Source organism: Arthrobacter sp. JZ12 (assembly GCF_035189165.1).
In the GTDB taxonomy this organism is placed as follows: Bacteria; Actinomycetota; Actinomycetes; order Actinomycetales; family Micrococcaceae; genus Arthrobacter_D.
Window position 1 is genome coordinate 3,212,683 of record NZ_CP045246.1, and the last position, 24,811, is coordinate 3,237,493.

At 63.4% G+C, this 24,811-nt stretch carries 31 protein-coding genes; 12 read left to right on the forward strand and 19 right to left on the reverse strand.

Annotation, left to right across the window (positions count from 1 at the left end; translation table 11 throughout):
• Position 1: 1 nt before the first annotated feature.
• The gene (locus tag GC088_RS14950) at positions 2-1,612 is read right to left on the reverse strand and encodes a sensor histidine kinase (RefSeq protein ID WP_323962104.1); all 1,611 of its coding nucleotides are present in this window, start codon (positions 1,610-1,612) and stop codon (positions 2-4) included.
• A gap of 175 nt (positions 1,613-1,787) precedes the next feature.
• Between GC088_RS14950 and GC088_RS14955 the strand changes: the two genes are divergently transcribed.
• From GC088_RS14955 to GC088_RS14970, 4 genes are read left to right on the forward strand one after another with little or no spacing between them, the layout of a single operon-like run.
• A complete protein-coding gene (locus tag GC088_RS14955) occupies positions 1,788-2,828 on the forward strand; it encodes a Bug family tripartite tricarboxylate transporter substrate binding protein (protein ID WP_323959791.1) in 1,041 nt (346 codons plus the stop codon).
• A complete protein-coding gene (locus tag GC088_RS14960) occupies positions 2,825-3,328 on the forward strand; it encodes a tripartite tricarboxylate transporter TctB family protein (RefSeq protein WP_323959792.1) in 504 nt (167 codons plus the stop codon). The genes GC088_RS14955 and GC088_RS14960 overlap by 4 nt, the downstream gene beginning before the upstream one ends.
• Complete coding sequence (locus GC088_RS14965; RefSeq protein ID WP_323959793.1) at positions 3,329-4,960, forward strand: tripartite tricarboxylate transporter permease; 1,632 nt, start codon at positions 3,329-3,331, stop codon at positions 4,958-4,960.
• Complete coding sequence (locus GC088_RS14970) at positions 4,957-5,364, forward strand: universal stress protein (RefSeq protein WP_323959794.1); 408 nt, start codon at positions 4,957-4,959, stop codon at positions 5,362-5,364. The genes GC088_RS14965 and GC088_RS14970 overlap by 4 nt, the downstream gene beginning before the upstream one ends.
• Before the next feature lie 75 nt (positions 5,365-5,439).
• On the opposite strand, the gene GC088_RS14975 is transcribed toward GC088_RS14970, so the two are convergent.
• From GC088_RS14975 to GC088_RS14990, 4 genes are read right to left on the reverse strand one after another with little or no spacing between them, the layout of a single operon-like run.
• On the reverse strand, positions 5,440-5,940 hold the full coding sequence (locus tag GC088_RS14975; RefSeq protein ID WP_323959795.1) for an SRPBCC family protein: 501 nt from the start codon (positions 5,938-5,940) through the stop codon (positions 5,440-5,442).
• 21 nt (positions 5,941-5,961) lie between these two features.
• Complete coding sequence (locus GC088_RS14980) at positions 5,962-6,306, reverse strand: ArsR/SmtB family transcription factor (protein ID WP_323959796.1); 345 nt, start codon at positions 6,304-6,306, stop codon at positions 5,962-5,964.
• A 44-nt stretch (positions 6,307-6,350) separates the two neighbouring features.
• A complete protein-coding gene (locus GC088_RS14985) occupies positions 6,351-6,890 on the reverse strand; it encodes a dihydrofolate reductase family protein (protein ID WP_323959797.1) in 540 nt (179 codons plus the stop codon).
• A 32-nt stretch (positions 6,891-6,922) separates the two neighbouring features.
• Positions 6,923-7,474, reverse strand: coding sequence for a TetR/AcrR family transcriptional regulator (locus GC088_RS14990; RefSeq protein ID WP_323959798.1), 552 nt, complete (start codon positions 7,472-7,474; stop codon positions 6,923-6,925).
• Positions 7,475-7,537: 63 nt separating this feature from the next.
• Between GC088_RS14990 and GC088_RS14995 the strand changes: the two genes are divergently transcribed.
• Positions 7,538-9,082 carry an MFS transporter gene (locus GC088_RS14995; RefSeq protein WP_323959799.1) on the forward strand — a complete coding sequence of 515 codons (1,545 nt, stop codon included), beginning with the start codon at positions 7,538-7,540 and terminating at the stop codon, positions 9,080-9,082.
• Between the two features lie 55 nt (positions 9,083-9,137).
• Here GC088_RS14995 and GC088_RS15000 read toward each other — a convergent pair whose 3' ends face one another.
• Both GC088_RS15000 and GC088_RS15005 read right to left on the reverse strand, forming a co-directional pair.
• On the reverse strand, positions 9,138-9,782 hold the full coding sequence (locus GC088_RS15000; protein WP_323959800.1) for a thioredoxin-like domain-containing protein: 645 nt from the start codon (positions 9,780-9,782) through the stop codon (positions 9,138-9,140).
• 57 nt (positions 9,783-9,839) lie between these two features.
• Positions 9,840-10,481: a DUF305 domain-containing protein gene (locus GC088_RS15005; protein ID WP_323959801.1), complete on the reverse strand. Its 642-nt coding sequence runs from the start codon at positions 10,479-10,481 to the stop codon at positions 9,840-9,842.
• Between the two features lie 134 nt (positions 10,482-10,615).
• Here GC088_RS15005 and GC088_RS15010 point away from each other — a divergent pair, with 134 nt between their 5' ends.
• The 3 genes from GC088_RS15010 to GC088_RS15020 are packed head-to-tail and all read left to right on the forward strand — an operon-like array spanning position 10,616 to position 13,525.
• Positions 10,616-10,927 (forward strand): metal-sensitive transcriptional regulator, encoded by a 312-nt coding sequence (locus GC088_RS15010; protein WP_323959802.1) that lies wholly within the window; start codon positions 10,616-10,618, stop codon positions 10,925-10,927.
• Positions 10,928-10,972: 45 nt separating this feature from the next.
• The gene (locus GC088_RS15015) at positions 10,973-11,197 is read left to right on the forward strand and encodes a heavy-metal-associated domain-containing protein (protein ID WP_323959803.1); all 225 of its coding nucleotides are present in this window, start codon (positions 10,973-10,975) and stop codon (positions 11,195-11,197) included.
• A 39-nt stretch (positions 11,198-11,236) separates the two neighbouring features.
• The gene (locus GC088_RS15020) at positions 11,237-13,525 is read left to right on the forward strand and encodes a heavy metal translocating P-type ATPase (RefSeq protein ID WP_323959804.1); all 2,289 of its coding nucleotides are present in this window, start codon (positions 11,237-11,239) and stop codon (positions 13,523-13,525) included.
• A gap of 68 nt (positions 13,526-13,593) precedes the next feature.
• On the opposite strand, the gene GC088_RS15025 is transcribed toward GC088_RS15020, so the two are convergent.
• The 6 genes from GC088_RS15025 to GC088_RS15050 form a co-directional block, all read right to left on the reverse strand.
• A complete protein-coding gene (locus tag GC088_RS15025; RefSeq protein WP_323959805.1) occupies positions 13,594-14,571 on the reverse strand; it encodes an EamA family transporter in 978 nt (325 codons plus the stop codon).
• A 94-nt stretch (positions 14,572-14,665) separates the two neighbouring features.
• A complete protein-coding gene (locus GC088_RS15030) occupies positions 14,666-15,247 on the reverse strand; it encodes an HhH-GPD-type base excision DNA repair protein (protein WP_323959806.1) in 582 nt (193 codons plus the stop codon).
• 40 nt (positions 15,248-15,287) lie between these two features.
• Positions 15,288-15,662, reverse strand: coding sequence for a DUF1761 domain-containing protein (locus GC088_RS15035; RefSeq protein WP_416377542.1), 375 nt, complete (start codon positions 15,660-15,662; stop codon positions 15,288-15,290).
• Positions 15,663-15,731: 69 nt separating this feature from the next.
• Positions 15,732-16,070, reverse strand: coding sequence for a hypothetical protein (locus GC088_RS15040; protein ID WP_323959808.1), 339 nt, complete (start codon positions 16,068-16,070; stop codon positions 15,732-15,734).
• Positions 16,071-16,108: 38 nt separating this feature from the next.
• Positions 16,109-16,699, reverse strand: coding sequence for a hypothetical protein (locus GC088_RS15045; RefSeq protein ID WP_323959809.1), 591 nt, complete (start codon positions 16,697-16,699; stop codon positions 16,109-16,111).
• Positions 16,700-16,740: 41 nt separating this feature from the next.
• Positions 16,741-18,087 carry an MATE family efflux transporter gene (locus GC088_RS15050; protein WP_323962106.1) on the reverse strand — a complete coding sequence of 449 codons (1,347 nt, stop codon included), beginning with the start codon at positions 18,085-18,087 and terminating at the stop codon, positions 16,741-16,743.
• A gap of 61 nt (positions 18,088-18,148) precedes the next feature.
• Here GC088_RS15050 and GC088_RS15055 point away from each other — a divergent pair, with 61 nt between their 5' ends.
• Positions 18,149-18,391 carry a hypothetical protein gene (locus tag GC088_RS15055; RefSeq protein ID WP_323959810.1) on the forward strand — a complete coding sequence of 81 codons (243 nt, stop codon included), beginning with the start codon at positions 18,149-18,151 and terminating at the stop codon, positions 18,389-18,391.
• Here GC088_RS15055 and GC088_RS15060 read toward each other — a convergent pair.
• The 5 genes from GC088_RS15060 to GC088_RS15080 form a co-directional block, all read right to left on the reverse strand.
• A complete protein-coding gene (locus tag GC088_RS15060; RefSeq protein ID WP_323959811.1) occupies positions 18,381-18,581 on the reverse strand; it encodes a hypothetical protein in 201 nt (66 codons plus the stop codon). The genes GC088_RS15055 and GC088_RS15060 overlap by 11 nt on opposite strands.
• The gene (locus tag GC088_RS15065; RefSeq protein WP_323959812.1) at positions 18,578-19,006 is read right to left on the reverse strand and encodes a riboflavin kinase; all 429 of its coding nucleotides are present in this window, start codon (positions 19,004-19,006) and stop codon (positions 18,578-18,580) included. The genes GC088_RS15060 and GC088_RS15065 overlap by 4 nt, the downstream gene beginning before the upstream one ends.
• A 55-nt stretch (positions 19,007-19,061) precedes the next feature.
• On the reverse strand, positions 19,062-19,232 hold the full coding sequence (locus tag GC088_RS15070) for a hypothetical protein (protein ID WP_323959813.1): 171 nt from the start codon (positions 19,230-19,232) through the stop codon (positions 19,062-19,064).
• A gap of 196 nt (positions 19,233-19,428) precedes the next feature.
• Positions 19,429-20,073, reverse strand: coding sequence for a TetR/AcrR family transcriptional regulator (locus GC088_RS15075; protein ID WP_323959814.1), 645 nt, complete (start codon positions 20,071-20,073; stop codon positions 19,429-19,431).
• Positions 20,070-20,960, reverse strand: a complete 891-nt coding sequence (locus GC088_RS15080) for a DUF4031 domain-containing protein (RefSeq protein ID WP_323959815.1) — start codon at positions 20,958-20,960, stop codon at positions 20,070-20,072. Before GC088_RS15080 ends, GC088_RS15075 begins: the two co-directional genes overlap by 4 nt.
• 135 nt (positions 20,961-21,095) lie before the next feature.
• On the opposite strand from GC088_RS15080, the gene GC088_RS15085 reads away from it, so the two are divergent.
• The 3 genes from GC088_RS15085 to GC088_RS15095 are packed head-to-tail and all read left to right on the forward strand — an operon-like array spanning position 21,096 to position 23,088.
• Positions 21,096-22,202: a WD40/YVTN/BNR-like repeat-containing protein gene (locus tag GC088_RS15085; protein WP_323959816.1), complete on the forward strand. Its 1,107-nt coding sequence runs from the start codon at positions 21,096-21,098 to the stop codon at positions 22,200-22,202.
• On the forward strand, positions 22,199-22,486 hold the full coding sequence (locus GC088_RS15090; protein WP_323959817.1) for a MoaD/ThiS family protein: 288 nt from the start codon (positions 22,199-22,201) through the stop codon (positions 22,484-22,486). The genes GC088_RS15085 and GC088_RS15090 overlap by 4 nt, the downstream gene beginning before the upstream one ends.
• A 32-nt stretch (positions 22,487-22,518) precedes the next feature.
• Positions 22,519-23,088, forward strand: a complete 570-nt coding sequence (locus GC088_RS15095; RefSeq protein ID WP_323959818.1) for an MOSC domain-containing protein — start codon at positions 22,519-22,521, stop codon at positions 23,086-23,088.
• A gap of 7 nt (positions 23,089-23,095) precedes the next feature.
• On the opposite strand, the gene dnaB is transcribed toward GC088_RS15095, so the two are convergent.
• Positions 23,096-24,472, reverse strand: a complete 1,377-nt coding sequence (gene dnaB, locus GC088_RS15100) for a replicative DNA helicase (RefSeq protein WP_323959819.1) — start codon at positions 24,470-24,472, stop codon at positions 23,096-23,098.
• Positions 24,473-24,811 lie beyond the last annotated feature (339 nt).

Genomic DNA, 24,811 nt, shown 5'->3' on the forward strand with positions numbered 1-24,811 from the left:
CCTACCTTCCCAGGGTCGCGACGAAGACAGCGCCGCCGTCATTGTAGAGTTGCACGTCCCCGCCGCGTTTCCGACAGACGAGGCGCACCAGCGCCAACCCGAACCCGCGATCTCTCAGGGGCTCCAGCGACGATGTTTTGGTAGAGAAACCGGGGCTGAAGATGGACTCGCTGAGTTCGGCGGGCACCCCCGGCCCTGAATCCTGTACCGTCACGGAGATGTGATCGGCCTCCTCCACCATCAGGACCTCCACAACCGGGCCCTCGAGTGCGCCAGCCGCGTCCATCGCGTTGTCGATGAGATTGCCCATGACCGTATTGACGTCCCGAGACAGTTCCTCCTCCATCTTGGACAGGGAGGACTCCTCCGAAAGCTTCAGACTGACGCCTCGCTCTGTGGCAAGACTTGCCTTCGCTATGAATAGCGCTGCCACCGCCGGGTCCTTGATGGCGGAAGTGACGTCGTCGTGCAATCGTGTCCGACTGTGGCGGACGCCCTCAACGAAACGGATCACCTCGTCATACTCACCCAGCTGTATCAGACCGGAAATGGTATGGAGGTTGTTGGCGAATTCGTGGGTCTGCGCCCTCAGCGTATTCGTAATCATGCGCGTCGCCCCAAGTTCGTCCTCAAGATTCGAGAGCTCAGTACGGTCACGAAGAGTGGTTACAGAACCGATCACACGGGATTGAGTCCTAATAGGGAGCGTATTGCAGGCAACCATCCTTCCCTCGACCAGAACCAGTTGGTCCGGCCTTGATTGATCCTGAGTGAGCATCACCCGGAGGTCGGGTGGAATGTCAAGCTTGTCCACGTTGCGGCCGATGCAGTCTGCCGGTAGATGGAGAAGCCTTCTGGCAGCGTCGTTGGCGAGAGTTATCCGGTGATCGCGATCGAGGGCGACGATGCCTTCCTTCACTCCGTAGAGGATGGCCTCCCGATGTTCGACCAGCCCTGTTATCTCATCCGGCTCCATACCGAGTGTCTGACGCTTGACGCGCCTGGCTAGCAGCAGCGAACCGGCCAGGCCGACGATGCTCGCAACGCCCAGATACGTGATCAGGCCTGGAGTTGCTTGCCCCAACCGGTCCAGAAGGGAAGGGTACCGTCGTCCAATAACTGCGATACCCACTATCTCCCCCCTTTCGTCCAGCACCGGTACATGAGCCGCGACGGATGTAGTGCCACCGAGCTTGACCAATCCCGTCCAGGATCTCCCATCGCGGACATCGCTTTCCCCCAGCTCAAGAGGCGACCCCAACTGCCCTGGATCCTGGGATGTAAGGACTGTTCCGTCGGGCTTGGTCAAGATTGCGTACTGGGATTCGGAAATAGAGCGCACCGACTCAGCCGCAGCCGGAAGGGCTGCTCCCATTCGAGGTTCAGCTGCCGGCAACAACGACCGGACAGCTGGAAGGGCCGCCAGCGTTTCGGCAGCGGCGAGCGCGCGCCTTGCCTCCACCCTTTCAACCGTCTCTGCTGACTGGGCCAGAGAGATCGCCAAGACACCAATAAGCACTGCGAAAACAATCGCAAGCTGGAGCACCAAGAACTGGCTGGCAAGAGACGTGCCCCGCCCATTCAGAAGTTTGTTGATGGGTGCCCGCTGCATGAACGCCCTTTCGAAAGCTGGAGCCCTCCACCTCTCGCTTCCAGGACCGGAAGCGGAAGGCGTGCTATCTACGGTAACCGCCCGCAGACCCTGAACAGGCATGTACTCAATGAACTCAATGTATTCAGCGAACAAAAGAGAGACACGCATCACACTCCTTCCCAAGCTTGTATTCATGCATACCTACTCAACGAAGAGGAACCCCGTGCGTCGATCCTTGAAAGCTCGCCTGCTCGCTTCAGCAGCGGGACTCGCCTTCGTAGCCTCCGGCTGCGGTGTGACCGGAGGCGACCAGAGCGCTGGTACTTCGGGTGAGGCGGGCGCCGGCCCGATCACTGACCTGCGCATACTCGTCCCCAACACAGCGGGGGGTGGGTACGACACCACAGCCCGAGTGGCAGCTAAGGTCATGGAAGAGACCGACATAGCGTCAAGCATCGAGGTATTCAACCTTGCCGGCGCCGGCGGCACGGTGGGACTTGCCCGAACGGTAAACGAGCGGGGCAATGGTGACCTAGCGATGCTGATGGGACTTGGCGTTGTCGGCGCGAGCTACGCGAACGAATCCGAAGCCAAGCTCACCGACACGACTCCTCTGGCCAAGCTCATCGAGGAGCCTGGAGCCATCATGGTCTCGAAGGATTCGCCCTATCAGACCATCGACGATCTGGTCGAAGCATGGAAGAAGGACCCCTCGCAGGTTGCGGTCGGCGGAGGTTCATCGCCGGGCGGCCCGGATCACCTCCTTCCGATGCAGCTGGCGCAGGCCGTCGGCATCGACCCCAAGGACGTAAACTTCGTGTCTTACGACGGCGGCGGTGACCTTCTTCCCGCAATCCTTGGGAACAAGCTCGGTTTCGCAGCTTCCGGCGCCGGCGAGTTCCTGGACCAGATCGCCTCCGGCGAAGTCCGGGTACTGGCGACGAGCGGTGAGGAACGGCTCGAGGGCGTCGATGCGCCTACCTTGCAGGAGTCCGATATCGACCTTGTCTTCACCAACTGGCGCGGCATCGTTGCTCCCCCTGAGGTATCCGAGGCAGACCGTGACGAACTCATAGCAGCGCTGGAAGAAATGCACGCTTCGCCCGAGTGGCAGGAAGCTCTCGAGACGAACGGATGGACCGATGCTTTCCTTACCGGCGAGGAGTTTGATGCCTTCCTGACTGAGCAGGATCAGCGCGTCTCTGACGTCCTGAGCGAACTGGGCCTGGCGTGAGCTCATTGCACTCACGGACTGTGGACCGCTCCGAGCTGGGCATAGCTGCCCTGCTCGGGGCGGTCGGCATCATTGTTCTTTTTGACGCAGTGGGCCTCAATGTTCCCGTCTCGCAAACCGATCCGGTCGGCCCCCGGACCCTCCCCTTCATCGTCGGCGGCCTGCTCCTGGTATGCGCAGTCCTGCTCGCGGTGAACGTTATCCGCGGCGGGCGGGGGGAGGCCGAGGGCGGTGAGGATGTTGACCTCTCACATCCCAGTGACTGGCGCACCATCCTGCTTCTTCTGGCCTTCTTCATCCTCAATATCGTGCTCATTGACTTTGCGGGGTGGGTCATTTCGGGAACCATCCTGTTTTGGGGAAGCGCGTGGTCACTGGGAAGCCGCCACTACATCCGAGATGGAATTGTCAGTCTCCTGCTCGCGCTGGGGACGTTCTACGGCTTCTACGTCGGGCTTGGCATCCGCTTGCCCGCAGGTCTACTGGAAGGAGTGCTCTAAATGGACTCCCTCAACCTTCTGATGGAGGGGTTTGCGACCGCTGCGACCCCCATGAATCTGCTGTATGCCTTCATCGGCGTGATTCTTGGAACAGCAGTGGGCGTGCTGCCAGGGATCGGTCCGGCTATGGCGGTAGCACTGCTGCTTCCCGTTACCTACGCCCTAGGGCCAACGAGTGCATTCATCATGTTCGCCGGCATCTATTACGGCGGCATGTATGGCGGTTCCACCACATCGATTCTGCTCAACACCCCCGGTGAATCCTCGACGGTCATCACCGCCATTGAGGGCCATAAGATGGCAAAAGCCGGTCGAGCTGCCCAAGCGCTAGCTACGGCCGCTATCGGCTCATTTGTGGCTGGAACTATCGGCACTGCGCTCCTGGTCTTCTTCGCGCCCGTCGTGGTGGATTTCGCAGTCTCCCTGGGCGCCCCCAGCTACCTGGCCATTATGCTGCTCGCCCTGCTGGCTGTCACTGCGGTGCTCGGCAAGTCCAGACTGCGCGGGTTCGCAGCACTCGGCCTCGGCCTGGCAATCGGTCTCGTCGGTATCGATCCTGTCTCCGGACAGCAGCGGCTGGTTTTCGGCCAACCGTTGCTCAGCGACGGGCTGGATATTGTTGTAGTGGCAGTAGCGATCTTCGCCATTGGAGAAGCCCTGTGGATTGCGGCCCACCTTCGGCGCAACCCGATGCAGACCATTCCCGTCGGTCGCCCGTGGATGGGTAAGGACGACTTCAAGCGGTCCTGGAAGCCCTGGCTCCGAGGCACCGCCTACGGTTTCCCGTTCGGTGCTCTGCCCGCCGGTGGAGCCGAAATTCCGACCTTCCTGTCTTATGTGACGGAAAAGCGTCTTTCGAAGCGGCCCGAAGAGTTCGGCCATGGAGCTATCGAGGGTGTTGCGGGTCCTGAAGCGGCGAACAATGCATCAGCAGCCGGTACCCTCACCCCCATGCTCGCACTGGGCCTGCCCACCAATGCCACGGCAGCGGTCATGCTTGCTGCCTTCATTCAGTATGGGATCCAGCCTGGGCCCCTCCTTTTTGATAGTGAACCAGAGCTCGTGTGGGCGCTCATTGCCAGTCTGTTTATTGGCAATACGCTCCTCCTCCTGATCAACCTGCCTTTAGCTCCCCTTTGGGCCAAGTTGCTTCAAATTCCGCGCCCGTACCTATACGCAGGCATCCTGTTCTTTGCCACGCTGGGTGCCTACGCCGTCAATATGCAGGCCTTCGACCTTGTCATCCTGCTGGTACTGGGCCTACTGGGCTTCGCTATGCGTCGCTACGGTCTTCCCATTCTGCCCCTGGTGCTTGGTCTGATTCTCGGCCCCCGCGTCGAGGAGGAACTACGGAAGTCTCTGCAGCTGAGCGCCGGTGACATTTCCGGCCTGTGGAGCGAGCCCATCGCCATCGGCACGTACATCATCATCCTCCTCGTGCTCGTCTGGCCCTTCATTGCCCGTCTGTGGAAGCGTGGACGGAGCAATAAGACTCAAGCTTCAATGGTCACACCGAGAACTTCGGCAGCCCACGAAGCTAGCGTTGGATCTTCCTCTTCTCGCCGCGTTGACAGTGACTCGTCACTGACGAGGCACTCTTCCACCGGAAAAAAGGATGGAGAATTATCATGAGCATTCTTGTCGGCTACATTCCCACGGCCGAAGGTGAAGCAGCTTTCGCAAGCGCCATTGAAGAGGCATCCCGCCGGGACGAGAAGCTCATTGTCCTAAACTCATCCCGCGGTGAGTCACTTGTCGACAACCGGTATGCACAACCCGAGCAAGTGGCGGCGCTCGAACAACGCCTTCAGGAAGCCAAGGTCAGGTACGAGCTGGTGCAGCCCCTGCGTGGGCACGATGCCGCCGAGGAGGTTCTGGAAGCAGCCGAGAACTATCAAGCGGAGCTTATTGTCATCGGCCTGCGTAAACGGTCACCCGTCGGAAAAATGATCATGGGAAGCACGGCTCAGCGCATTCTGTTACAGGCGACATGCGCAGTGCTGGCCGTCAAGGCGGAGCAGCACCGGGCACTGTGAGAACGGCTACGGCCCCGGTCCCGCGGGACCGGGCCGTAGCGTTTCCAATACCGCTGCGCAAGGCACAAAACGGGCTCAGACGCTGGCACGCTCCGCGAGGATGCCGTCGATCTGGCCCATCGCCTCCCGCATCCCCTCCTCCATACCCATGTCGACCATCTGCTGGAGCTGCTCGGCGCTCTCAAAACGTGAGATCACAGTCATCCGGGTGCGGCTGCCGTCGAGTTCGTCGAGAGTTACGACGGCGTGGGTCTCACCCATCGACTCGTCGTGCGAACCGTCTTCGTTGGCGAATCCGTCGTCGAACTCCAGACGCCGTGGTGCATCTATCGCGGTGAACTTCCACCAGCCGTGGGCCTTCTCCCCTTCGGGACCGGTCATGTAGTAGGCGGCCGCACCTCCTGGCCGGAACTCGTGGGTCTCGAAAGTCGCCGGCCAGGTCGGCGGGCCCCACCAGCGCTCAAGCTGACGCGGATCTTCCCAGATCTGCCAGACGCGTTCGACGCCAGCGTCGAACTCGGCCACGATCGTCAGGCTCAGCGCCTCAACGTTCTTTTCGCTGCTTATTACAGCCATGATGGTGCCCTTTCCTGTTCGTCATTTCTGTTCTTTTTCCTCTGCCAGAATGTCGGTTATGCGGTCGACCCGCTGGCGCCAGATGTTCTCGTACTCCTCGAGCAGTTGACGCGCCTTCCCCACGGCGTCCCGGTTGGCGCGCACGATCTGCTCCCTTCCCCGCTTCTCCTTGCGGACGAGTGATGCCCGCTCCAGCACAGCGACATGCTTCTGGACTGCCGCAAAGCTCATGGAGTAATGCGCTGCCAGGGCCGAAACCGAGTGCTCGCCGACAATAGTCCGAACGACGATGTCCCGGCGGGTGCTGTCGGCCAAGGCATGGAACAGCCGGTCGACTTCGAGGTCTGGAAGCTTACGTACAACCATTTGGTTGTAGGTTATGCCTGACGGCGCATTACGTCAAGGGTGTTTCAGAGAACGCTGTACCGCGTCTGCACCGCCCCGCCGCCAAGGCTCTTGACGCCGTCGAGGCGCAGGCGGACGTCCCCTGGAAGGGCGCCGAACAGGGGCTTTCCTTCTCCGATGAGGATAGGCAGATGCGTGAGCGTCAGGGTCGAGATCATCCCGGCGGCAAGGAAGGTCCGCACTGTCCTGCCGCCGTCCACGTACACTTTGCGTGCGCCGTCATTATCCAGGGCGGAGACTGCCTCATCGAGGGAACGGATGATACGGATCCGGGGATCATCCACCTGCAAGGTGGTGCTGAGGACCATGACCGGTGTGTCGCCGTAGAACCATTCATCCATTGCCCGGACGATGTCGTAGGTGCTCCTGCCCATCACCATGTGGTCGACGGACGCCATGAACTCAGTGAAGCCCGACTCGTCCGGGTTCTCGGCGTCCCCCGCCGCATCACCTGTGAGCCAGTCGATGTCGTCGTTCGCCCTGGCGATCATTCCGTCGACGCTCATGCCGACAAAAACGTGTCCTGCCCATTGGCGCTGAGTCATGGGAGCATCGTAGACCTACAACGCTCCAGAGGTTAGCCCTCCGCCCGCGCTCCCTCCCGAACGATCAGATCCACGATCGCGAGGACCTCCTGGAGCTCCTTGCCGCTCTGCCGCACCGATGCCATCCCGGCGAAGAAAGCGGCGTCATAGTAGAGGCCATCCCCCAGCAGCTTGACTGCGCGTGCGACGGCGCGGCTTCCCAACTCGGCCTCAAGCGCACCCAACCACTGTTCCTGAATGAGTGCGAAAGTGCCCTGCGCCTTGGGGTGCCCCTGCTGGGCCAGTCGTGCCATAGCCACAAGGGCACGATCCAGCGGACTGTTCTCATACATGGAAGTCCGTACGTAGTAGCGTGCTGGACCTTCGGGATCTGCAGCCATCGCTTCCCGGTCCCTGGCAACGAGGGCCTGAAGCCGATCTGCGAGCCCATCCACCAGGGCCTCCTTGGAGCGGAAGTGGTAAAGCAGCCCGCCTTTGGACACCTCAGCTGCGGCCGCGACCGATTCCATAGTTGCACTTCGCTCACCCTCCTCGATCAGGATGTTCTCGAAGCTGTCCAAGATTCGCTCACGGGCACTGGCCATGACGTTCATCATACGGGCTGTCCGCCGCTTTACTGTACCGGCTGGACGGTATAGCTTGGGTGAGTGACCCAGAAGAACACTGCTCCCATCCTGAACATTCAGGCGCCTTCCCATACCCGGGCGGGACGCCGCGAATGGATAGCGCTGGCCGCGCTCATGCTGCCGGTACTGCTGGTAGCCGTGGACAACACGGTGCTCAGCTTCGCCATGCCTGAGATCTCGCTTGCCTTCAACACGAGCGGGACCACGCTCCTCTGGATCATCGACAGCTACCCCCTCGTGCTGGCTGGACTGCTGGTTGCTATGGGCAGCTTCGGTGACAGGTACGGGCGCCGCCGCCTGCTCATGATCGGCGCTACGGGATTCGCGGCGTTCTCCGTGGTGGCGGCTTTTGCGCAGAGCGCGGAGATGCTCGTCGCAGCCCGCGTTGGACTGGGCGTCTTCGGAGCCATGCTGATGCCCTCCACACTCTCCCTGATCCGCAACATCTTCCTGGACCGCCACCAGCGCCGCCTCGCCGTAGCGATCTGGGCAGCCGGTTTTTCTGCAGGTGCCGCCCTGGGCCCGCTACTGGGAGGCGTCCTGCTGGAGCACTTCTGGTGGGGGTCGGTATTCCTCCTGGCCGTGCCCGTGCTGCTTGTCCTCCTCGCCGTCACCCCGATGCTCGTGCCGGAATCATCCGACCCGAACCCGGGACGCGTCGACTACGTGAGCATCATCCTCTCGGTCGGCACCATGCTGCCCATCGTCTTCGCCATCAAAGCTTTCGCGAAGGGTGAGCCGGCCGCGCTGGTAGCCGCCGCCGTCGTCGTTGGCCTTGCGGCGGGTGCCGCCTTCGTGCGGAGGCAGCTCGGTCGGTCCAACCCGATGCTGGATGTGCGGCTCTTCGCCGTGCGCCCGTTCACGGGAGCCGTGCTTGTGAACCTGCTGGCGATCTTCTCACTGGTGGGCTTCCTGTACTTCGTTTCCCAGCACCTCCAGCTGGTGCTGCGCCATAGTCCGCTCGAAGCCGGCGTGGTGCTCGTGCCCGGTCTCCTCGTGACGATCGCCGCGGGGCTGGCAGTGGTGCGCATCTCCCGACGGTTTGCGCCCCATGTTGTGGTTCCGGCCGCGCTTCTGCTTTCGGCGGCCGCTTATGCCTTCGTCGCGGTGACAGCGCAGGGTGCCTCTGCGGGCTCCCTCCTCGCCGCATTCGTCCTGCTGGGAGCGGGGGTTGGCGCGTCCGAGACGGTCTCGAACGACCTCATCCTGTCCAGCGTCCCCGCGCAAAAGGCCGGTGCCGCTTCGGCGATCTCCGAAACGGCCTACGAGGTGGGATCGGTCTTCGGCACGGCCCTGCTCGGAAGCATCCTGCTCGCCTCGTACCAGGAACACCTAGCCCTGCCTGCCGGGCTGGGCAGCGAGCAGCGTACGACGGCGGCGGAAACCCTGGGCGGGGCGGTGAACGTGGCCGCAGAGCTTCCCGCGCCCGCCGGCACAGCCCTTCTTGAGTCGGCCTTCTCGGCCTTCGACAGCGGAGTGTTGATCACCTCCGGCATCGGATCGGTACTCATGCTGGCTGCGGCCACGCTGGCCTACTGGAGTCTCCGCCCGGCGTCGTCCAAATAGCAGGACACGCCCCTTATCCGCTCGGATAAGGGGCGTGTCGAATGAGCGCGGGGTGTCAGGCGGTGGGATCCAGGGCACCGCTGCAGGATGCACCTGGCTCGCGGGTCTGCTCACCCTGGATGTACTTGGTCAGGAATGCCTCGAGCCGCTCGTCCTCAGCCGAGTCGACGCCGAGCTGCAGGCCCCATGCGCTTGCCATGACCGGGGACTCCTGACCCTCGTACGGACTCAGGAGGACGTAGCTGCGGTCTCCCACGAGGTCGGTGAGGGCATCGATCTCAGACTGGGGCAGGTCCGGCTGGTATGTGATCCAGACGGCCCCGTGCTCCAGTGAGTGCACAGTGTTCTCATTGGGGATTGGCTCCGTGTACACGCCGCAGTTGGTCCAGATGGCGTTATGGTCGCCACCGACCGGCGGCGCCTGCTCATACTCGACCGTGCCCGGAACATGCTCGAAGGACGTCACCTCAATGGTCTGGACACCCTCGATGTCCTGTTCGGCGAGCGCGTCAAGGCGGTTGTTCTCCTGGACCTGCTGCACGATGACGATGGTCACCGCGACGATGATGGCCACGATCACGAGCGCGATGCCACCGAAGATCAGGCTGTTGCGCTTGCGTTCGCTGGACCGCTGCTGGGCCTGCACTGCAGCCAACCGTGCCCGACGGTCCGCATTTTCCTGGGCTCGCTTCTTGTTCAACGCGCTTGTTCCTTCTGTTCTCCGAGGTTTCGGGTCTAAATCTACCGGGCCGTAAGGCTAGAGCCCTTCAAGCATCTTTTCCATCTCGACTATTTCGATGAGCTGTCCGTCCGCCATCTTCTGCGCGAGTGCGCGTACCTCCGGATCCTGGGTCAGGTCGACGCCGGCCTGCGCCATGTCGACGCCGGCCCTATGGTGATCGATCATGAGCTCCAGGAACAACCGCTCGGCGTCCTCCCCCGTCGCCTCGGAAAGCTCCTGCATCTCCTCAGGAGTTGCCATGCCGGGCATCAGTCCGTCCTGCGTCAGCATGTTTTCCGGGCCATTTCCATGTCCACCGTGGCTGCCAGCCATCCATGCCATCCGCTCGGCATCGGTGCTTTGCGGCAGCCCCCACTCCTCCAGCCAACCGTACATCTGGCCGATTTGGTGTTGCTGGGTCATCGCGATGTCATAAGCGATCGTGCGGATGACGACGTCGTCAGTCCGGTCACGGACGATGCGCGACATTTCAATCGCCTGTGCATGGTGAACCTGCATGTCGCGGGCGAAACCCGCCTCAGCGCTGTTTGTTCCGGGCTGCTGAGGGGTGGCCGCTACTCGTCCCGCAGTGAAGGCGAGCGCGAACAGGCCTGCGATGGCTACCAGGCAGAGGACGAACAGCACACGCTTCTGCCAGGCCTCGAGGTTGAGAGTCATTGATGAAGTGCCTTTCCAGTCGTCCTACCTAACGTAAGGCATTAACTAGGGCGTTCCCGAAGATACCCCCTAGGGGTACTTGACGGCATACCCCCCATGGGTATATCTTTGTGAGTGTGATCGAGGAGGAACTCATGACGCAAACAACCACGGACCACGGGTACACGGCGGACAAGGAAGCTTATCTGCGCCGACTCAAGCGCATTGAGGGACAGGTCCGCGGAATTGCGCGGATGGTCGAGGAAGACAAGTACTGCATCGACATCCTCACGCAGGTTTCAGCGGTCAACAAGGCTCTCCACGCCGTCAGCATCGGGCTCCTTGAGGAGCACATTGCACACTGCGTTGTAGGTGCCGCTAACGAATCACAGGCCACCGGGGACCCCCGGGCGGTCAACGACAAGGTGCAGGAAGCATCGGCCGCCATCAGCCGCCTGTTGCGCTGACTGCGCCGCCATCAGCCCAACCCTCACCAATTTGAAGGAGAAACCATGAGCACCACCGTTGTCAGCATCTCCGGTATGACCTGCGGCCACTGCGTCTCTTCCGTCACTGAAGAAATTTCGGCGATCGAAGGCGTCCAGAACGTCACCGTCGACCTCAACAAGGGCGGCATCTCCACCGCGACCGTCACATCCGAAACCGAACTCGATCCGGAGCAGATCGGCGAGGCCGTCGCCGAAGCAGGCTACGTCGTCGTCTCCAACGACGCATAGTGCACGACGCCGGCGCGCAGCCGGCATGGAAGGACCATCATGACCACTGAACCGCAGCTCGCCGGAATTCAAAACGCTACCCGGACCATCGAACTGGACATCCAGGGAATGACCTGCGCATCCTGCGTGGGGCGCGTGGAACGCAAGCTCGGCAAACTGGACGGCGTTGAGGCCAGCGTCAACCTGCCCCTCGAATCGGCGGTCGTGACGGTTCCCGCTCACGTCTCGGACGAGGAAATCGTCAACGTGGTCAATGCCACCGGTTACACCGCGCAGCTGAAAAAGCCGCAGCACCAGCCGGGGCCGTCCGTCGATGGCGAGCCGGCCGCCGACGGCCTCGGACACGACGAGTCCCACGACCACATGTCCCACGGCGGGACGGCCTCCCAATTGCGCCCCCGGCTCATCACGGCGGCAATCCTGACGGTGCCGGTTTTCCTCATCTCCATGATTCCCGCCCTCCAGTTTCCGCACTGGGGATGGGTTGTGCTCGCGTTGAGCACCCCCGTTGTCACCTGGTCGGCCTGGTCATTCCATAAGGCTGCAGCCATCAACGCCCGGCACTTCTCCTCCACCATGGACACTCTCGTGTCCATCGGGGTGATTGCGGCGTACCTCTTCTCACTCGGCCAGTTGCTCGCCGACCCGATGATTACCCAACATGTCGGGATGGACATGGGCGGCCATGCGCTCTACTTTGAGGTCGCCGCCGTCGTCGTAACCTTCCTCCTGCTCGGCCGGTACCTGGAAGCGAACGCCAAGCAACGGGCTGGCGATGCGTTGAAGTCCCTCCTGAACCTCGGCGCGAAGGATGCCACCGTGCTGCGCGAGCGCGATGGTGAGCGGGTCGAGGTGAAGGTGCCGGCGTCGTCCCTGGTACACGGAGACGAGTTCGTTGTCCGCCCCGGGGAGAAGATCGCGACCGACGGGTTTGTGGTCGAAGGGCGAAGCGCCGTGGATACCTCGCTGATCACGGGTGAGTCCCTGCCCGTGGAAGTGGGCCCCGACAGCACCGTCACAGGTGCAACCATCAACACCTCGGGCCGCCTCATCGTCCGCGCAACCCGCGTTGGCAGTGAAACTACCCTCGCGCAGATGGGCCGACTCGTCAGCCAGGCCCAGACCGGCAAGGCGCCCATAGCGCGCCTCGCAGACCGGATCAGCGCAGTCTTCGTTCCGGCGGTCCTGGTTCTCGCGCTGCTCACGTTTGTTGCCTGGATCGCCTTCACCGGCGACGTGGAGGCCGCGTTCACCGCTGCCGTCGCGGTCCTGGTGATTGCCTGCCCCTGTGCGCTTGGCCTGGCAACCCCCACCGCCCTGTTGACCGGTACCGGCCGCGGTGCCCAGATGGGCATTCTCATCCGGGGACCGCAGGTGCTGGAGGACACGCGCACCGTCGACACCATCGTGCTCGACAAGACCGGCACCGTGACCAGCGGACGGCTAGCGGTGACCGACGTCGTCGTGCTGGGTTCGCGCAGCCGCAACGAGGTGCTCACACTGGCGGCAGCGGTTGAGTCGGCCAGCGAGCATCCGATCGCGCACGCGATCGCCGCCGCCGCACCCGGCCACCCTCCCGTGACCGAATTCGTAAGCTCCTCCGGCGGTGGCGTTCGCGGAACGGTGCAGGGCGCCACGGTCCTCGCGGGGAGGGCCGGCTGGCTGGAAGAGAACGACGTCGTCATCACCGACGCGCAGCGTGCCGCGCTGGCCGCGGAGCAGGAAGCGGGTTCAACCGCGATCTGGGTGGCCGTGGACGGGGAGGTGGCCGGGCTGGTCAGCCTGCAGGACACCGTGAAGGAATCCTCGGCCGGCGCGATCGCCCGGCTCAAGGAGCTCGGCCTGCGGCCCATGCTGCTCACCGGCGATAACGCCGCCGTGGCGCGGAAGATTGCCGCGGAGGTAGGGATCGCTCCCGAGGACGTGATGGCCGATGTCCTGCCCGAGGGCAAGGTGGACGCCGTGAAGCGGCTTCAGGCCGAAGGCGCCACGGTCGCCATGGCCGGGGACGGCGTGAACGACGCCGCCGCGCTGGCCCAGGCGGACCTCGGCATCGCGATGGGCTCGGGCACCGACGTCGCCATCGAGGCTGCGGATCTCACTGTGATGGGCAACAGCCTGGAGCAGGTTGCACAGGCAATCGAACTGTCGCGGAAGACGCTGGGAACGATCAAGACCAACCTGTTCTGGGCGTTCTTCTACAACACCATCGGCATCCCGGTTGCCGCGCTCGGGCTGCTGAATCCCATGGTGGCCGGTGCCGCGATGGCTGCAAGCTCCGTGCTGGTGGTGGCGAACTCGCTGCGCCTGCGCCGCTTCGGCAAGTAATCCCGACGGCCACTCAGCCCCCTCCACGTTCCGTTGAGGGGGCTGATCCCGTTAATTCGCCGGTTACGTCAGGAGCCTGGGCCGGACGGCAGGGGCTCGACGACGTTGGGCTGGTCGAGCGGGTCAGCCGCACCGGTTCGCCGGCGTCCCTCGTCGATCCGGACCAGGATGACTCCCACGACGATCAGCGAACCGCCCAGGAGTTGGATCCCGGAGGGCAGTTCGTCGAGAAGCAGCCAGGCCCACAGGACCGCAAACATCACTTCAGTTAGCCCGGCGAATGAGGCAACCTTCGAGCCCAGGCTGCGCGCTGCGAAGATTCCGGTGACGTAGGAGAAGGCCGTCGAGACGAGGACCAGGCCAAGGATCGGAACCATCCAGTGCGTCTGCCAGCCGGCCAGGTGGACATTACGGAATTCGAAAGCGAACGGCATCACCCCGACGACGCCGAGAATCAGGATGACAACCGCGCCGACCACCATGCCCGCGCCCGCCATGATCAGAGGTGGCAGGTCATCGTCCGCCTTCGCGGACATCACGAAGAACACTCCAACGCACACAGCGGCTGCAAGTCCGAAAACCACGCCAAGTGGATCAAGCCGCTGGTCACCGCTGAGATCAAGGACCAGCATCAGCCCGACCATTGCGATGACGGACCCGACGATCGTGAACGTGCTCGGGGTCCTCTTGGTGCGCAGCCAGAGCCAGCCGACAATAAGCACGGGAGCAATGTACTCAAGCAGCAGGGACACCCCGACGGACATTCTTTGCACGGCGCTGAAATAGAAGAACTGGCACAGCGCGATGGCTGTTGCCCCGTAGATGGCCAGGGTCAGCCAGTTGCGGCGGAGGGTTCTCCACCGACCGCGCAGGCCCAGCAGCACGGGGATCAGAAGCACCAGGGCGCCGCCGCCGATCCGGACGCCGACGGCGGCTCCCGGGCTCCACCCGATCTCCAGGAGGGATTTGGCAAAGGGCCCGGACAGGCCGAAGGCGGCCGCCGACGTCAAAGCAATCCACAATCCCATGGTGCTGCCGCTTCTCATTCGGCTTCCCTTCACGTCATAACCAAACCCCACTAATGGTCATGACGCTAGAGGGTAGCGGCGTTATGAGTCAACATGGCTGTTGCTCATGACATCAGCGCTTGTTCTCCTTGGCGGCAGCTTTCGCCGCCCGCTTGGTTTCCCGCACCTTGGCCAAAGATTCAGGGTCGGTGATGTCAGCCACCGATCGGTAGCTGCCCTCCTCCCCGTAAGCGCCGGCTGACTCACGCCAGCCGTTACCCGTGAAGCCGTATCTCTTGCCAAGCAGGGCGAGGAAGATCTTCGCTTTCTGCTCCCCGAAACCGGGAAGGGCCTTCAGCCTGCGCAGCACCTCCGGCCCGTCCGGCTCACCGGCGGTCCAGATGTCCGATGCATTCGAGTTCCAGTCCTGGACAATCGCTCGACAGAGCGCCTGGATGCGGGCGGCCATGTTTCCGGGATACCGGTGCACAGCGGGCGGTGTACGGCAGAGCTCAATGAAGGCATCGGCGTCGTACCCGGCGATCAGCCCGGCATCAAACCCGCCAAGACGGTTCTTGATCTTGGCCGGCCCGGCAAAGGCGGTCTCCATGGCCACCTGCTGGTCCAGAAGCATTCCGAGCAGAAGTGCGAGCGGATCTTCGGACAGGAGCTGGTCTGCTTCGGGATCTGCGGTGATGTTTACGTTCGGCGCCATGGATCAATGCTAGCGAGGGCCGGACCAGCCCCAGGGAGAGTCAGGCGGCGCTGATTCCGAACAGGCCGATGACCAAGGCCATCACCACAAAGGTCACCAACTCGTGCGCGCAGTTGAGGAGTGTCAGGCCAACCGGGCGTCCCTCGAATGCGTCGTGCGTGATGAAGCGTGCGGCGGTGAAACCTGCCCACAGGATCAACGCGGTGATGAGCGTGTTGGCGAGGAAGTTGCCGCCGTAGAACTCCTGGGCGATGGCCGCGCTTCCGGCGAGCACCCATGCGCTGACGAAGCTGACCACCAGCGTGACAAGGAGGGGCTTTACTGCATCCTTTGACTCACCAGGGGTCACCTTCGCGACCCGCATCCAGTAGTTCCCGAACACCTTCGGCGCGTACCAGACGCTTCCCACGATCATGGTTGACAGCGCAGCCAAAATGACGGCGAGAACGTTGATCTCCGGAACGGCCAAGGCGAGTCTCCTCTGCTAGGGGCGGGCGTCGTCGTCGTTGTTCTTGGCGTCGGTACCGCGCGGCCTGCCGTGCTCGTCCAGATTGGACGCACCGCCGCGGATCTTCGCGGACGAGCGGTTGATACCCGTCCCCTTTCCAAGGTGCTCGTCGTTGGGCTTCTCCGTCATCAGCAGAAGGGCGCTGATCAGGAGGGACGCAATGAAAGCAATCCCGGCCGCGGTCAGGCCCAGATCAATGCGGAGCTCCCGGGTACCACCGCCGGTGGAAAAGACCATCGTTGCGATTCCCGCGATGGCTGCGAGCACGGCGGAGAAGATCAGCGGACCCTTAACGCCCTTGGGCTGCGTGGACACGTTCCTTCTCCTCCATGGCTTCTACGAACAGTAGAAACCTAGTTTACGGGCTTGCTGCGGGGTGCTGGACCGGTGGTGGTACGCGAATCGTACCGATAGCTGAGCGCGGCAAGGGCCAGGACGACGGCGGTGATCACAGCTCCACCGCCGGCGACGCCTAGGAGCGCGTGCGCCCCCAGCGCCTGAAACACGGGTAACAGCCCGCCGGTCACAGCCGACACCACGCCCAGCAACAGGAAATCTCTGGCGGCGGCGTGATCGGAGCGGATTCTCCACCACACCACAACGTCCTTTGCCCCCATCAGCAGCAGCGCCAGGGCACCCGTTATCGCGAACATCGCGTCCGCATGGATCAACAGATTGAGCACTCCTGCGACCGCGAGCATGGCAGGGACAATGCGGGTCATCCCTGCCGGGACTGCGGACTGTTCCCGAAGGCTTCGCTCCGTCAGGTGGACAACCGCCGCGAGGGCCAGGAAGTACAACCCGCCGGCAACAGACATGACGTGCACCGAAGGCTGGCCCCAGAAGATGGTCAGCAGACCGAAGCAGGCCGCTGCCGCGGAATGCAGCAGGAAGGCACGCCACAGGCCTGGCGAGGCCGGTATTCCTGCAGCTCCCGTACTCACTTCCGCCCCTCCCGGCTCATTCGGACGTTGCAAGTGTAGTCCTAGGCGGCACCGGTAACCATCCAGGCATCGTTCCGAACCCGCCACCCCAGGGTGAGCGCACGCGCGACCATGTAGCCGACACCGAAGGCAACCCAAAGCCAGACAATTCCGGCCGCCCCGGACAGATCCGCCGCGTGCACCAGGACCAGCAGCGGAACGTAGGCTGCAAGATTAACGACGCCGGCAATCGCCAGGTAGCGCGCGTCGCCCGCACCGATCAGCACCCCGTCCAGAACGAACACGTACCCGCAGATGGGTTGTGAGGCCGCAAGCACCCACAGACCCATGGAGAAGGCTGCCTGGACCGCCTCGTCGGACGTGAAGATCCAGTCGAGGAAAGGCGCGGCTGCGGCGAGCAGCACCCCCGTGAGCACCCCGAAGCCGACGCCCCAGCGGATCATGGTGCGGGTGAGTGCGTGCGCGAGCGGCCGGTTGCCCGCGCCCAACTCCTTGCCGATCAGCGCCTGTGCCGCGATTGCCAGGGCGTCGAGCGCGAAGGCCAGGAAGGTGAACACCGTCATCACCAGCTGATGCGCAGCGAGCGACACCGGACCCTGGGCTGTGGCAACAATGACCGTGGCGAGGATTGCGATGCGCAGGGTGGCCGTTCGCAGCATCAGCCAGGACCCTACCCGTGCAGTGGCCCGCACGCCCGCCCAGGTAGGCGTGAGGTGAACGCCGTGCCGGAGGGAGAAGCGGAAGATGATGACCAGGTAGACCGACGCCATCCCCCACTGGGCGATGCTGGTTCCCAAAGCGGACCCGGCAACGGACAAGCCCGCCCCGTAGACGAGCAGGTAATTGAGCACGATGTTGGCTCCGAACCCGGCACCGGCGACAACCAAAGGCGTCCGGGTGTCCTGCAGGCCCCGCAACACCCCCGTTGCGGCAAGGACCACGAGCATGGCAGTCAGGCCGGGCATTGAGAACCGGAGATAGTCCACCGCGAACTGATGGACCTGCCCCTCTGCACCCATCACGCCGGCGAGGCCGGGCGCGAAAACCCAGCCGAGCACCGAGAGAACCAGGCCCAGCAACAGGGCCAGCCCAACGCCGTCGCGCCCGGCTGCCAGTGCGTCCTGCATCCGTCCAGCACCGAGGAAGCGCGCCACGGCCGGAGTGGTGGAATAGGCCAGGAAAACCATGAGGCCGACGGCAGTCTGGAGGACCGTTGAGGCGAGGCCAACCCCTGCGAGCTCATTGACTCCCAGGTGACCGACGATGGCGGAATCCGCCAGGAGGAAGAGGGGCTCGGCGATGAGAGCGCCGAGGGCCGGCACGGCAAGGCGGAGTATGGACCGGCTCAGCTGCCGTCGATCGGGGACAGTGGAAGTCACGGGATCCAGCCTAGAACTTGCCCCACGCATCGCTAGGCTTATGAACAGGTGTATTGCAGAGAGGACGTTCGTGAAGGTTGGGGTCGGGCACTTTATCGCGGGAGGAGCGCTGGTCATCCTCAGCACTCTGTTCATTCCCCAGGGCATGTCGGGATTTGCCACCGCTGCGGTGCGCAGCGAGCCCGTCGATCCCGGTGCCGGGGTGTTGTTGGCGATCGGTGCTGCCCTGGTGATTGCCGCCGTCGTGCTTTTCGCGCGCGGACACGTGCTGCGCTACCGGGAGCGGACCCGGCATCACCGCATCAGCGAGTAGATACGGACCGGGTGATCTCCCGGAGGCACCGCCGGGTCAGGCTTTTGCTCAGGCCGGCCCGCCTGGCAAGGAGGGCAGCGTCGGTAGCCTTTCTGCCCTCTCGGTATTCTGCCGCGAGCACCGCCGTTACCCGCTGGACTGCCCATGCGGGCAACGCGTGCCGGGCAGGTGCAAGGGTTGGTCTGGTCATGCCGGGGTCCCCTGAAGCTCACGCCGGGGCGATGCCGCCGCAAGCGTCGGCCAATAGTTCGCCGCCCACAGGCGGGCCTGCACCACGTCCTCATGCAGTTGCTCAATGAGATCTTCCGCGGTGGTGTAGGTAACCTGCGGACGTAGGTAGCTCACCAGGTTGACGGTCAGTTCCCGTCCATAGAGGTCGCCCGAGAAGTCGAGCAGGTACGCCTCGAGCAGCCGCTGGCCGTGCTCGGTATAGAAGGTGGTGCGGTACCCGATCGACACTGCCGCCACTGCAAGGCGGCCGGGAGCATACTCAACCGTCCCAGCCCAGACGCCGTCCAGGTGCGCTGGACCGATGATGGGGATGTTGGCGGTTGGGAAGCCGAGTTCTCGTCCTCGTGCGTCGCCGTGCTCGACGACTCCTCTGATGACTGGCATGTTCACCTCTCGATGGCGCCTGGTGCGGCCTGAAGGATGGGGCGGCAGCGGGGGACTACTCGTTCGTATCGACGTAGAGGCCCTCCCACGGAGCGCAGTTAAGGTGCCCGGAAGCGCCGTACGGTCCGCAGTCGGCAGCTGCGTAGGAGCTGATGGTGCGGCCCGGAAGTTCCCGGTGCAGGCGGTAGGTGAGGGCGGTGGAAATGATGTGCTGCAGGCTGCGCATGATGACTCCTTATGCCGTGTCCATGACCGGTGACGCCAGAGTCGCCGAGCTTGAACAACGGGCGGTGAATAGCTTTTGTAATCCTTTAGGTTTCTGTTCATTTCTTGAACGCCTTATTCATTCAATGAACGTACTAATAGTGTGGCCCATCTCACCGTCTGTGGCAAGAGCCACAGTCACATTTTTGTCAGATGGATTACAGGCCCTTCTCAACCATCTCCAGAAGACGCTCGGAGGCGTAGCTCCGCTGCTCCCGGTCCAGGCCCTGAAGCGGCCCGTCGATGAGGAGCATCGCCAACCCGTGCACCGACGACCAGGCAAGAAGTTCCGCTCCCACGCGGCGCTCGGCCGGCAGTACACCCGCATCAACCAACCCATCCAGTGCGGTGGTCAACAGTTGGAAGGGCGTCAATCCGCTCTCCCCCGCGGAATTCGTCGTCGCAGCATCGCGGAGGTCCACGTGCTCTGCAAACGCCGTGCGAAACAGTCCGGGCTGCTTCTGGGCAAACCTCAGATACCCCGCGCCCACCGCACGCAGCCTGGCCCTCGCGGTCTCGCCGTCGTCCGCCATGGATCCGATTCCGGCCTGTTCGGCCTCGATGGAACGGGCAAGCTCTGACTGCGCAGCCATGGACACGGCATGCAGCAGGGCGCGCTTGTCGGCAAAGTGGCGATAGGCGGCATTCGGGCTCACCCCGGCGCGCCGGGTGACCTCCCGGAGAACGACGGCGGAGGGGCCGCCTTTCCGCGCCAGTTCAAGACCGGCCGCAACCAATGTCCGTTGCAGGTCCCCATGCCGGTACGTGGCACGCTTCTTCTGCGCCACCTTCTTGTGCGTCATTGCCCTGCGTGAAGGAGTGCGGCCAGCTCCGCCCGCAGATTGCGTTCCGCTGACTCGCCCCACCGCTGCCTGCCCTCGGCGGTCCGGTAAAGCGGGTCGAGGGCAATGAGGTGTTCGACGACGGCGGTCCGCCCCCGCGTGAAATCAGCGTCCGGTATGTGCGCATACTCCTCACGGACGGCTGATGCGTAACGTTTGTAGTCCGCCCGGCTGCCACCCAACACCGCAAGATCCGCGTCGCAGAGCAACTGCCCGGCCCGGTCCCCCTCCTCGGGTGCGTGTCCGGCCGTCAGGCGCACCAGGCGCGCGACCTCCTCAGGGTTTTCCACCAGCCCGCGTAGTTCCGCATCCGCCAGCGCTGCGGAGCGCTCCTCATCGGCACCCGCCTTGCCTTCGTACACGGCGTCATGGAACCAGGCGGCGAGGCGTACGTGTTGACGGGTGGCGGCGTCGTCCCTCTCGCAGAAGAGGGTGTCGAGGGCTTCAAGGACATCCAGCAGGTGCACAGCCGTGTGATAGCGGCGGTGCGGCTCGTTCCAGCGCGTCATCAACTTACGGCCGACGTTCGTTTCACCAGGCAACGCCTGCTCCCACCGGGTGAGAAGGGCGGTCCGAACCTTGTCTGGTCGTCGTCGTGCAGGCACCCTCAGCCCACTGTTGATCAGGATTCTTACGAGGCTGCCGCCGTCGACCTCGCGCGCCCCCAGCCTCACCAACTGGTCATAGCGTCCGGCCGGTACGTCGTAGTGGTCCACGTCGAAAGCGCGGGAAGAGATGCCGGCGTTCTCTGCGAATCTGTGCAGTTCCGTGAGCGACGTGTCAGAGACGAGGTGCGAGAAAACGGTGCCGTGTGCGGGCCAAAGTGGAGGGTCGATGTACACGGCCATGGGACAGAAGCATACCCAGCAAAAACCCTGTACAGCGGGGTACGGCTGTGCCATTGTTTACGGTGTCCACATGCGGTGCCGCGATGGAACGGAGCCCTTGCGGCGAGCGCACTCTCCTTCCCGAATCGAGTACTAATGGAAACCACCCTCCTCGCCATCGGTACCAAGAAGGGCCTCTGGATGGCCACCAGCACCGACCGGAAGAACTGGACCCTCTCCCAGCCCCACCACCTGATGTCGGAAATCCCGAGCGTCGGCATTGACACCCGCGGCGGGCGCACCCGGATCCTCGTGGGGATGATGGATTGGCATTGGGGACCCACCGTCGTCTACTCCGACGATCTCGGCGCTACCTGGTCCGAGCCCGAGCAGGGCGCCATCAAGTTCGCCGAGTCCGACGAGACGGCGCTGGGACGAGTCTGGCAGTTGCAGCCGGACTCCGAGGACCGCCCGGGAGTGGTTTGGGCAGGTTGTGAGCCCATCTCGGTCTGGAAGTCCACCGACGGGGGCCAGCACTTCGAGTTGAACCGCGGCCTCTGGGACCACCCCCACCGCTCCGAGTGGGGAGCAGGTTTTGGCGGCGCCGCGGCGCATACGGTCATCCCGAGCCCCGCGGATGACACCGTTCATGTGGCCATGAGCACCGGCGGCGTCTATCGCTCCACGGACGGCGGACAGTCATGGGAGCCGCGGAACAAAGGCATTTCGGCCTACTTCATGCCGGACCCTAATCCTGAGTTCGGCCAGTGCGTGCACAAAATCGCCCGTGACTCCGAGAACCCCCAGCGCCTGTACGCGCAGAACCACCACGGCGTGTATCGGTCCGACGATGGAGCCGAGACCTGGCAGTCGATCGCGGACGGGCTGCCGGCTGACTTCGGCTTCGTGATGCTCTCCCACCCGCGGCGCGGCGGAACGGCCTGGGTCATCCCGTTGAAGGCCGATAGCGAGCGCATCCCGCCTGACGCCCGGCTCGCGGTACACCGCACGGACGACGCCGGTGCCTCCTGGACGCGGTTGGACAACGGCCTGCCGTCGGGTGAGTTCAATGCAGTCCTGCGCGACGCGGCCGGAGTGGATACGGCTGATCCGGTGGGTGTCTACTTCGGTACCCGCGGTGGCTCCGTCTACGCCAGCGCGGATGAGGGTGGAAGCTTCACCGAAGTGGCCGCCCACCTGCCCGACGTGTTGTGCGTGCGGGCCGCCGTCGTCGTCGGCTCAGTACCCGCCCCGGCGCCGTGAGCCCGGTCAAGGTCCTGATCCCCACCCTGCTGCGGCCGTTGGTGGAGGACAGGATGTCTGTGGATGTCCCGCTCGACGCTCCGACGCCCGTCGCCGATGTGCTGGACACGCTGTCCGACGGGCGTCCAGTCTTTGCCCGGCGCATTCGGGATGAAACCGGTGCCCTGCGCCGCTACGTCAACATCTATGTGGACGGGGAGGACGTCCGTCGCCTGGAAGGGCTAGCCACGCCGGTTGCACCGGGGTCCGAGGTGATGATCGTCCAGTCTGTTGCCGGCGGGTAGCGGGGCCGCTTGTCGTCGCTAGGGTGGGGTGCATGCCTTCCTACCGGTACGACGTCGAGATCCTCCACCTACTGGTTTCTCCCGGACACGCATATTTCGGTCGGGCGCGGGACGGTGCGGCCGACGTGCCGACGGTTGATGCGGATCGGGCGGAAGTGGTCGAGGGGAAGGGCATCCTGGGAGACCGCTTTTTCGGCAAGGCTGCGCACATGGATGCGGCGGTGACCGTTTTCGCCGTGGAGGCGCTCGAGGCGATAGCCGCCGAGCTAGGCGCCGAACCCTTTGATCCGATGTTGACCCGCCGCAACGTCATCCTGCGGGGCGCCGAATTGGCGCCGCTGCTGGGGCAGGAGTTCACGCTAGAGTCCCGTGGCTCCAGCGTGACGCTCCACGGTGGACGACCCGCCCACCCGTGCGCGTGGATGGACCGGATGCTGGCTCCGGGTGCGCACGCTGCCATGCGGGGTCGCGGAGGCGTGCGCTGCCGGCCGACTTCCTCGGGGACCCTTCACCGCGGGCCTGCGGTGCTGCTCAGCCCGGTTGAGCTTGACCCTGAACGGGCCGGGCTGGCTCACCGATTAAAGCCGAGCCGCCTTCCCTGACCGGAAATCAGAACCCGCCGGTGTCGGCCGCCATATTGTTGAAGCGCGAGTAGTGGCCCTGGAAACCGACAACCAGCGTCTTGGTGGGACCGTTACGGTGCTTGGCCACGATGACATCTGCCTCGCCCGCGCGGGGTGACTCCTTGTCATACACGTCGTCACGGTGGAGCAGGATGACCATATCCGCATCCTGTTCGATCGAGCCCGATTCACGAAGGTCGGAGACCATCGGCCGCTTGTCGGTTCGCTGCTCAGAACCACGGTTCAGCTGTGACAACGCGACCACGGGCACGTCCAGCTCCTTTGCGAGGAGCTTGAGCGCACGGGAGAACTCGGAAACTTCCTGCTGGCGAGATTCCACTCGCTTTCCCGAGGACATGAGCTGCAGGTAGTCCAGCACCACGAGCTTGAGATCGTGCCGCTGCTTCAGACGTCGGCATTTCGCGCGGATCTCCATGAGGGACATATTCGGGCTGTCATCAATGAAGAGCGGAGCGTCATTCATCCGGCCCATGGTGGTGGCAATCTTGCCCCACTGCTCATCCTTCACTGTGCCCTTACGCAGGTCCTGGAGACCGATGGTGGCCTCAGCGGACAACAGGCGCATGGCGATCTCGTTCCGTCCCATTTCCAGGGAAAAGAAGACGGTGGTCATGTTGTGCTTAATGGCGGCCGATCGGGCCCAGTCCAATGCGAATGTACTTTTGCCCATGGCGGGCCTGGCAGCGATAACGATCATCTGTCCGCCATGAAGGCCCTGGGTAAGCTCATCGAATTCATAGAAACCGGTCGGCACGCCGGTCATTCCCTCACCACGGTGCCCGGCGGACTCGATCTCATCAACCGTGCCTTCGATGATGTCCTTCAGTGGGACATAGTCCTCAGCAGTGCGTCGCTCCGCAACCGCGTAGATCTCGGCCTGGGCCGCGTTGACGATGTCATCCACTTCGCCGTCATTCGAATAGCCCAGCTGAACGATCTTGGTGCCGGCGTCCACGAGCCTGCGAAGTACCGCCCGCTCGCGGACGATCTCCGCGTAGAAGCCAGCATTGGCTGCAGTGGGTACTGACTGGATGAGCGTGTGGAGGTAGGCAGGCCCTCCGATTCGTGAGATCTCACCGCGCTTGGTGAGCTCGTCCGACACCGTCACGGCATCAGCAGGCTCACCGCGACCGTAGAGGTCGATGATCGCCTCGTAGATGCTCTCGTGTGCCGGGCGGTAGAAGTCCACGCCCCTCAGCACCTCCACGCAGTCAGCGATGGCATCCTTGGAGAGCATCATGCCGCCAAGCACCGACTGCTCTGCAACCAGATCCTGAGGCGGTGTGCGGGAGAAATCCGGGGTTCGTGTGTCCTCTGCTGAATCTGCGTGAGCCAAAGACACGGAGTGCGGCCTTTCTTCCGAAACTTCCCGAATCAAAACACCGAACGCCCCCATGCGAGCAGTCGATCCGGGCTGACAAATCAATAGGTATCAGCCGCCACCGACAATCTTCGCGGTATGGGATACCCGGCAACGCTAGTGCCCCAGGAGCCCCCTGCCAAGCGAGTTATCCACAGGGGGTGTGAATAAGTGGAGAATTAGTCGGCGTGTTGTGTGCACAGGTTGGGGATAGCTGTGTGGATTTCCCTCCAAACTTATCCCCGATGGTCCTCTGACATGGGAAAACGTCTCGAACAGGCTGTGGAGAAAAACTTCTTCTCACCAACATTCACCCCCAGC

Excerpts from the sequence above, each read along its gene's own strand:
- GC088_RS14970 (WP_323959794.1), top strand. The coding sequence starts at position 4,957 with ATGAGCATTCTTGTCGGCTACATTCCCACGGCCGAAGGTGAAGCAGCT.
- GC088_RS15070 (WP_323959813.1), bottom strand. The coding sequence starts at position 19,232 with ATGCGCAGCCTGCAGCACATCATTTCCACCGCCCTCACCTACCGCCTG.
- GC088_RS14975 (WP_323959795.1), bottom strand. The coding sequence starts at position 5,940 with ATGGCTGTAATAAGCAGCGAAAAGAACGTTGAGGCGCTGAGCCTGACG.
- GC088_RS15005 (WP_323959801.1), bottom strand. The coding sequence starts at position 10,481 with ATGACTCTCAACCTCGAGGCCTGGCAGAAGCGTGTGCTGTTCGTCCTC.
- GC088_RS15010 (WP_323959802.1), top strand. The coding sequence starts at position 10,616 with ATGACGCAAACAACCACGGACCACGGGTACACGGCGGACAAGGAAGCT.
- GC088_RS15020 (WP_323959804.1), top strand. The coding sequence starts at position 11,237 with ATGACCACTGAACCGCAGCTCGCCGGAATTCAAAACGCTACCCGGACC.
- GC088_RS14955 (WP_323959791.1), top strand. The coding sequence starts at position 1,788 with ATGCATACCTACTCAACGAAGAGGAACCCCGTGCGTCGATCCTTGAAA.
- GC088_RS14980 (WP_323959796.1), bottom strand. The coding sequence starts at position 6,306 with ATGGTTGTACGTAAGCTTCCAGACCTCGAAGTCGACCGGCTGTTCCAT.
- GC088_RS14990 (WP_323959798.1), bottom strand. The coding sequence starts at position 7,474 with ATGGCCAGTGCCCGTGAGCGAATCTTGGACAGCTTCGAGAACATCCTG.
- GC088_RS15060 (WP_323959811.1), bottom strand. The coding sequence starts at position 18,581 with ATGACCAGACCAACCCTTGCACCTGCCCGGCACGCGTTGCCCGCATGG.
- GC088_RS15065 (WP_323959812.1), bottom strand. The coding sequence starts at position 19,006 with ATGCCAGTCATCAGAGGAGTCGTCGAGCACGGCGACGCACGAGGACGA.
- GC088_RS15075 (WP_323959814.1), bottom strand. The coding sequence starts at position 20,073 with ATGACGCACAAGAAGGTGGCGCAGAAGAAGCGTGCCACGTACCGGCAT.
- GC088_RS15030 (WP_323959806.1), bottom strand. The coding sequence starts at position 15,247 with ATGGCGCCGAACGTAAACATCACCGCAGATCCCGAAGCAGACCAGCTC.
- GC088_RS14985 (WP_323959797.1), bottom strand. The coding sequence starts at position 6,890 with ATGACTCAGCGCCAATGGGCAGGACACGTTTTTGTCGGCATGAGCGTC.
- GC088_RS15015 (WP_323959803.1), top strand. The coding sequence starts at position 10,973 with ATGAGCACCACCGTTGTCAGCATCTCCGGTATGACCTGCGGCCACTGC.
- GC088_RS15085 (WP_323959816.1), top strand. The coding sequence starts at position 21,096 with ATGGAAACCACCCTCCTCGCCATCGGTACCAAGAAGGGCCTCTGGATG.
- GC088_RS14965 (WP_323959793.1), top strand. The coding sequence starts at position 3,329 with ATGGACTCCCTCAACCTTCTGATGGAGGGGTTTGCGACCGCTGCGACC.
- GC088_RS14950 (WP_323962104.1), bottom strand. The coding sequence starts at position 1,612 with ATGCAGCGGGCACCCATCAACAAACTTCTGAATGGGCGGGGCACGTCT.
- GC088_RS15095 (WP_323959818.1), top strand. The coding sequence starts at position 22,519 with ATGCCTTCCTACCGGTACGACGTCGAGATCCTCCACCTACTGGTTTCT.
- GC088_RS15080 (WP_323959815.1), bottom strand. The coding sequence starts at position 20,960 with ATGGCCGTGTACATCGACCCTCCACTTTGGCCCGCACACGGCACCGTT.
- GC088_RS15025 (WP_323959805.1), bottom strand. The coding sequence starts at position 14,571 with ATGAGAAGCGGCAGCACCATGGGATTGTGGATTGCTTTGACGTCGGCG.
- GC088_RS15035 (WP_416377542.1), bottom strand. The coding sequence starts at position 15,662 with ATGATCGTGGGAAGCGTCTGGTACGCGCCGAAGGTGTTCGGGAACTAC.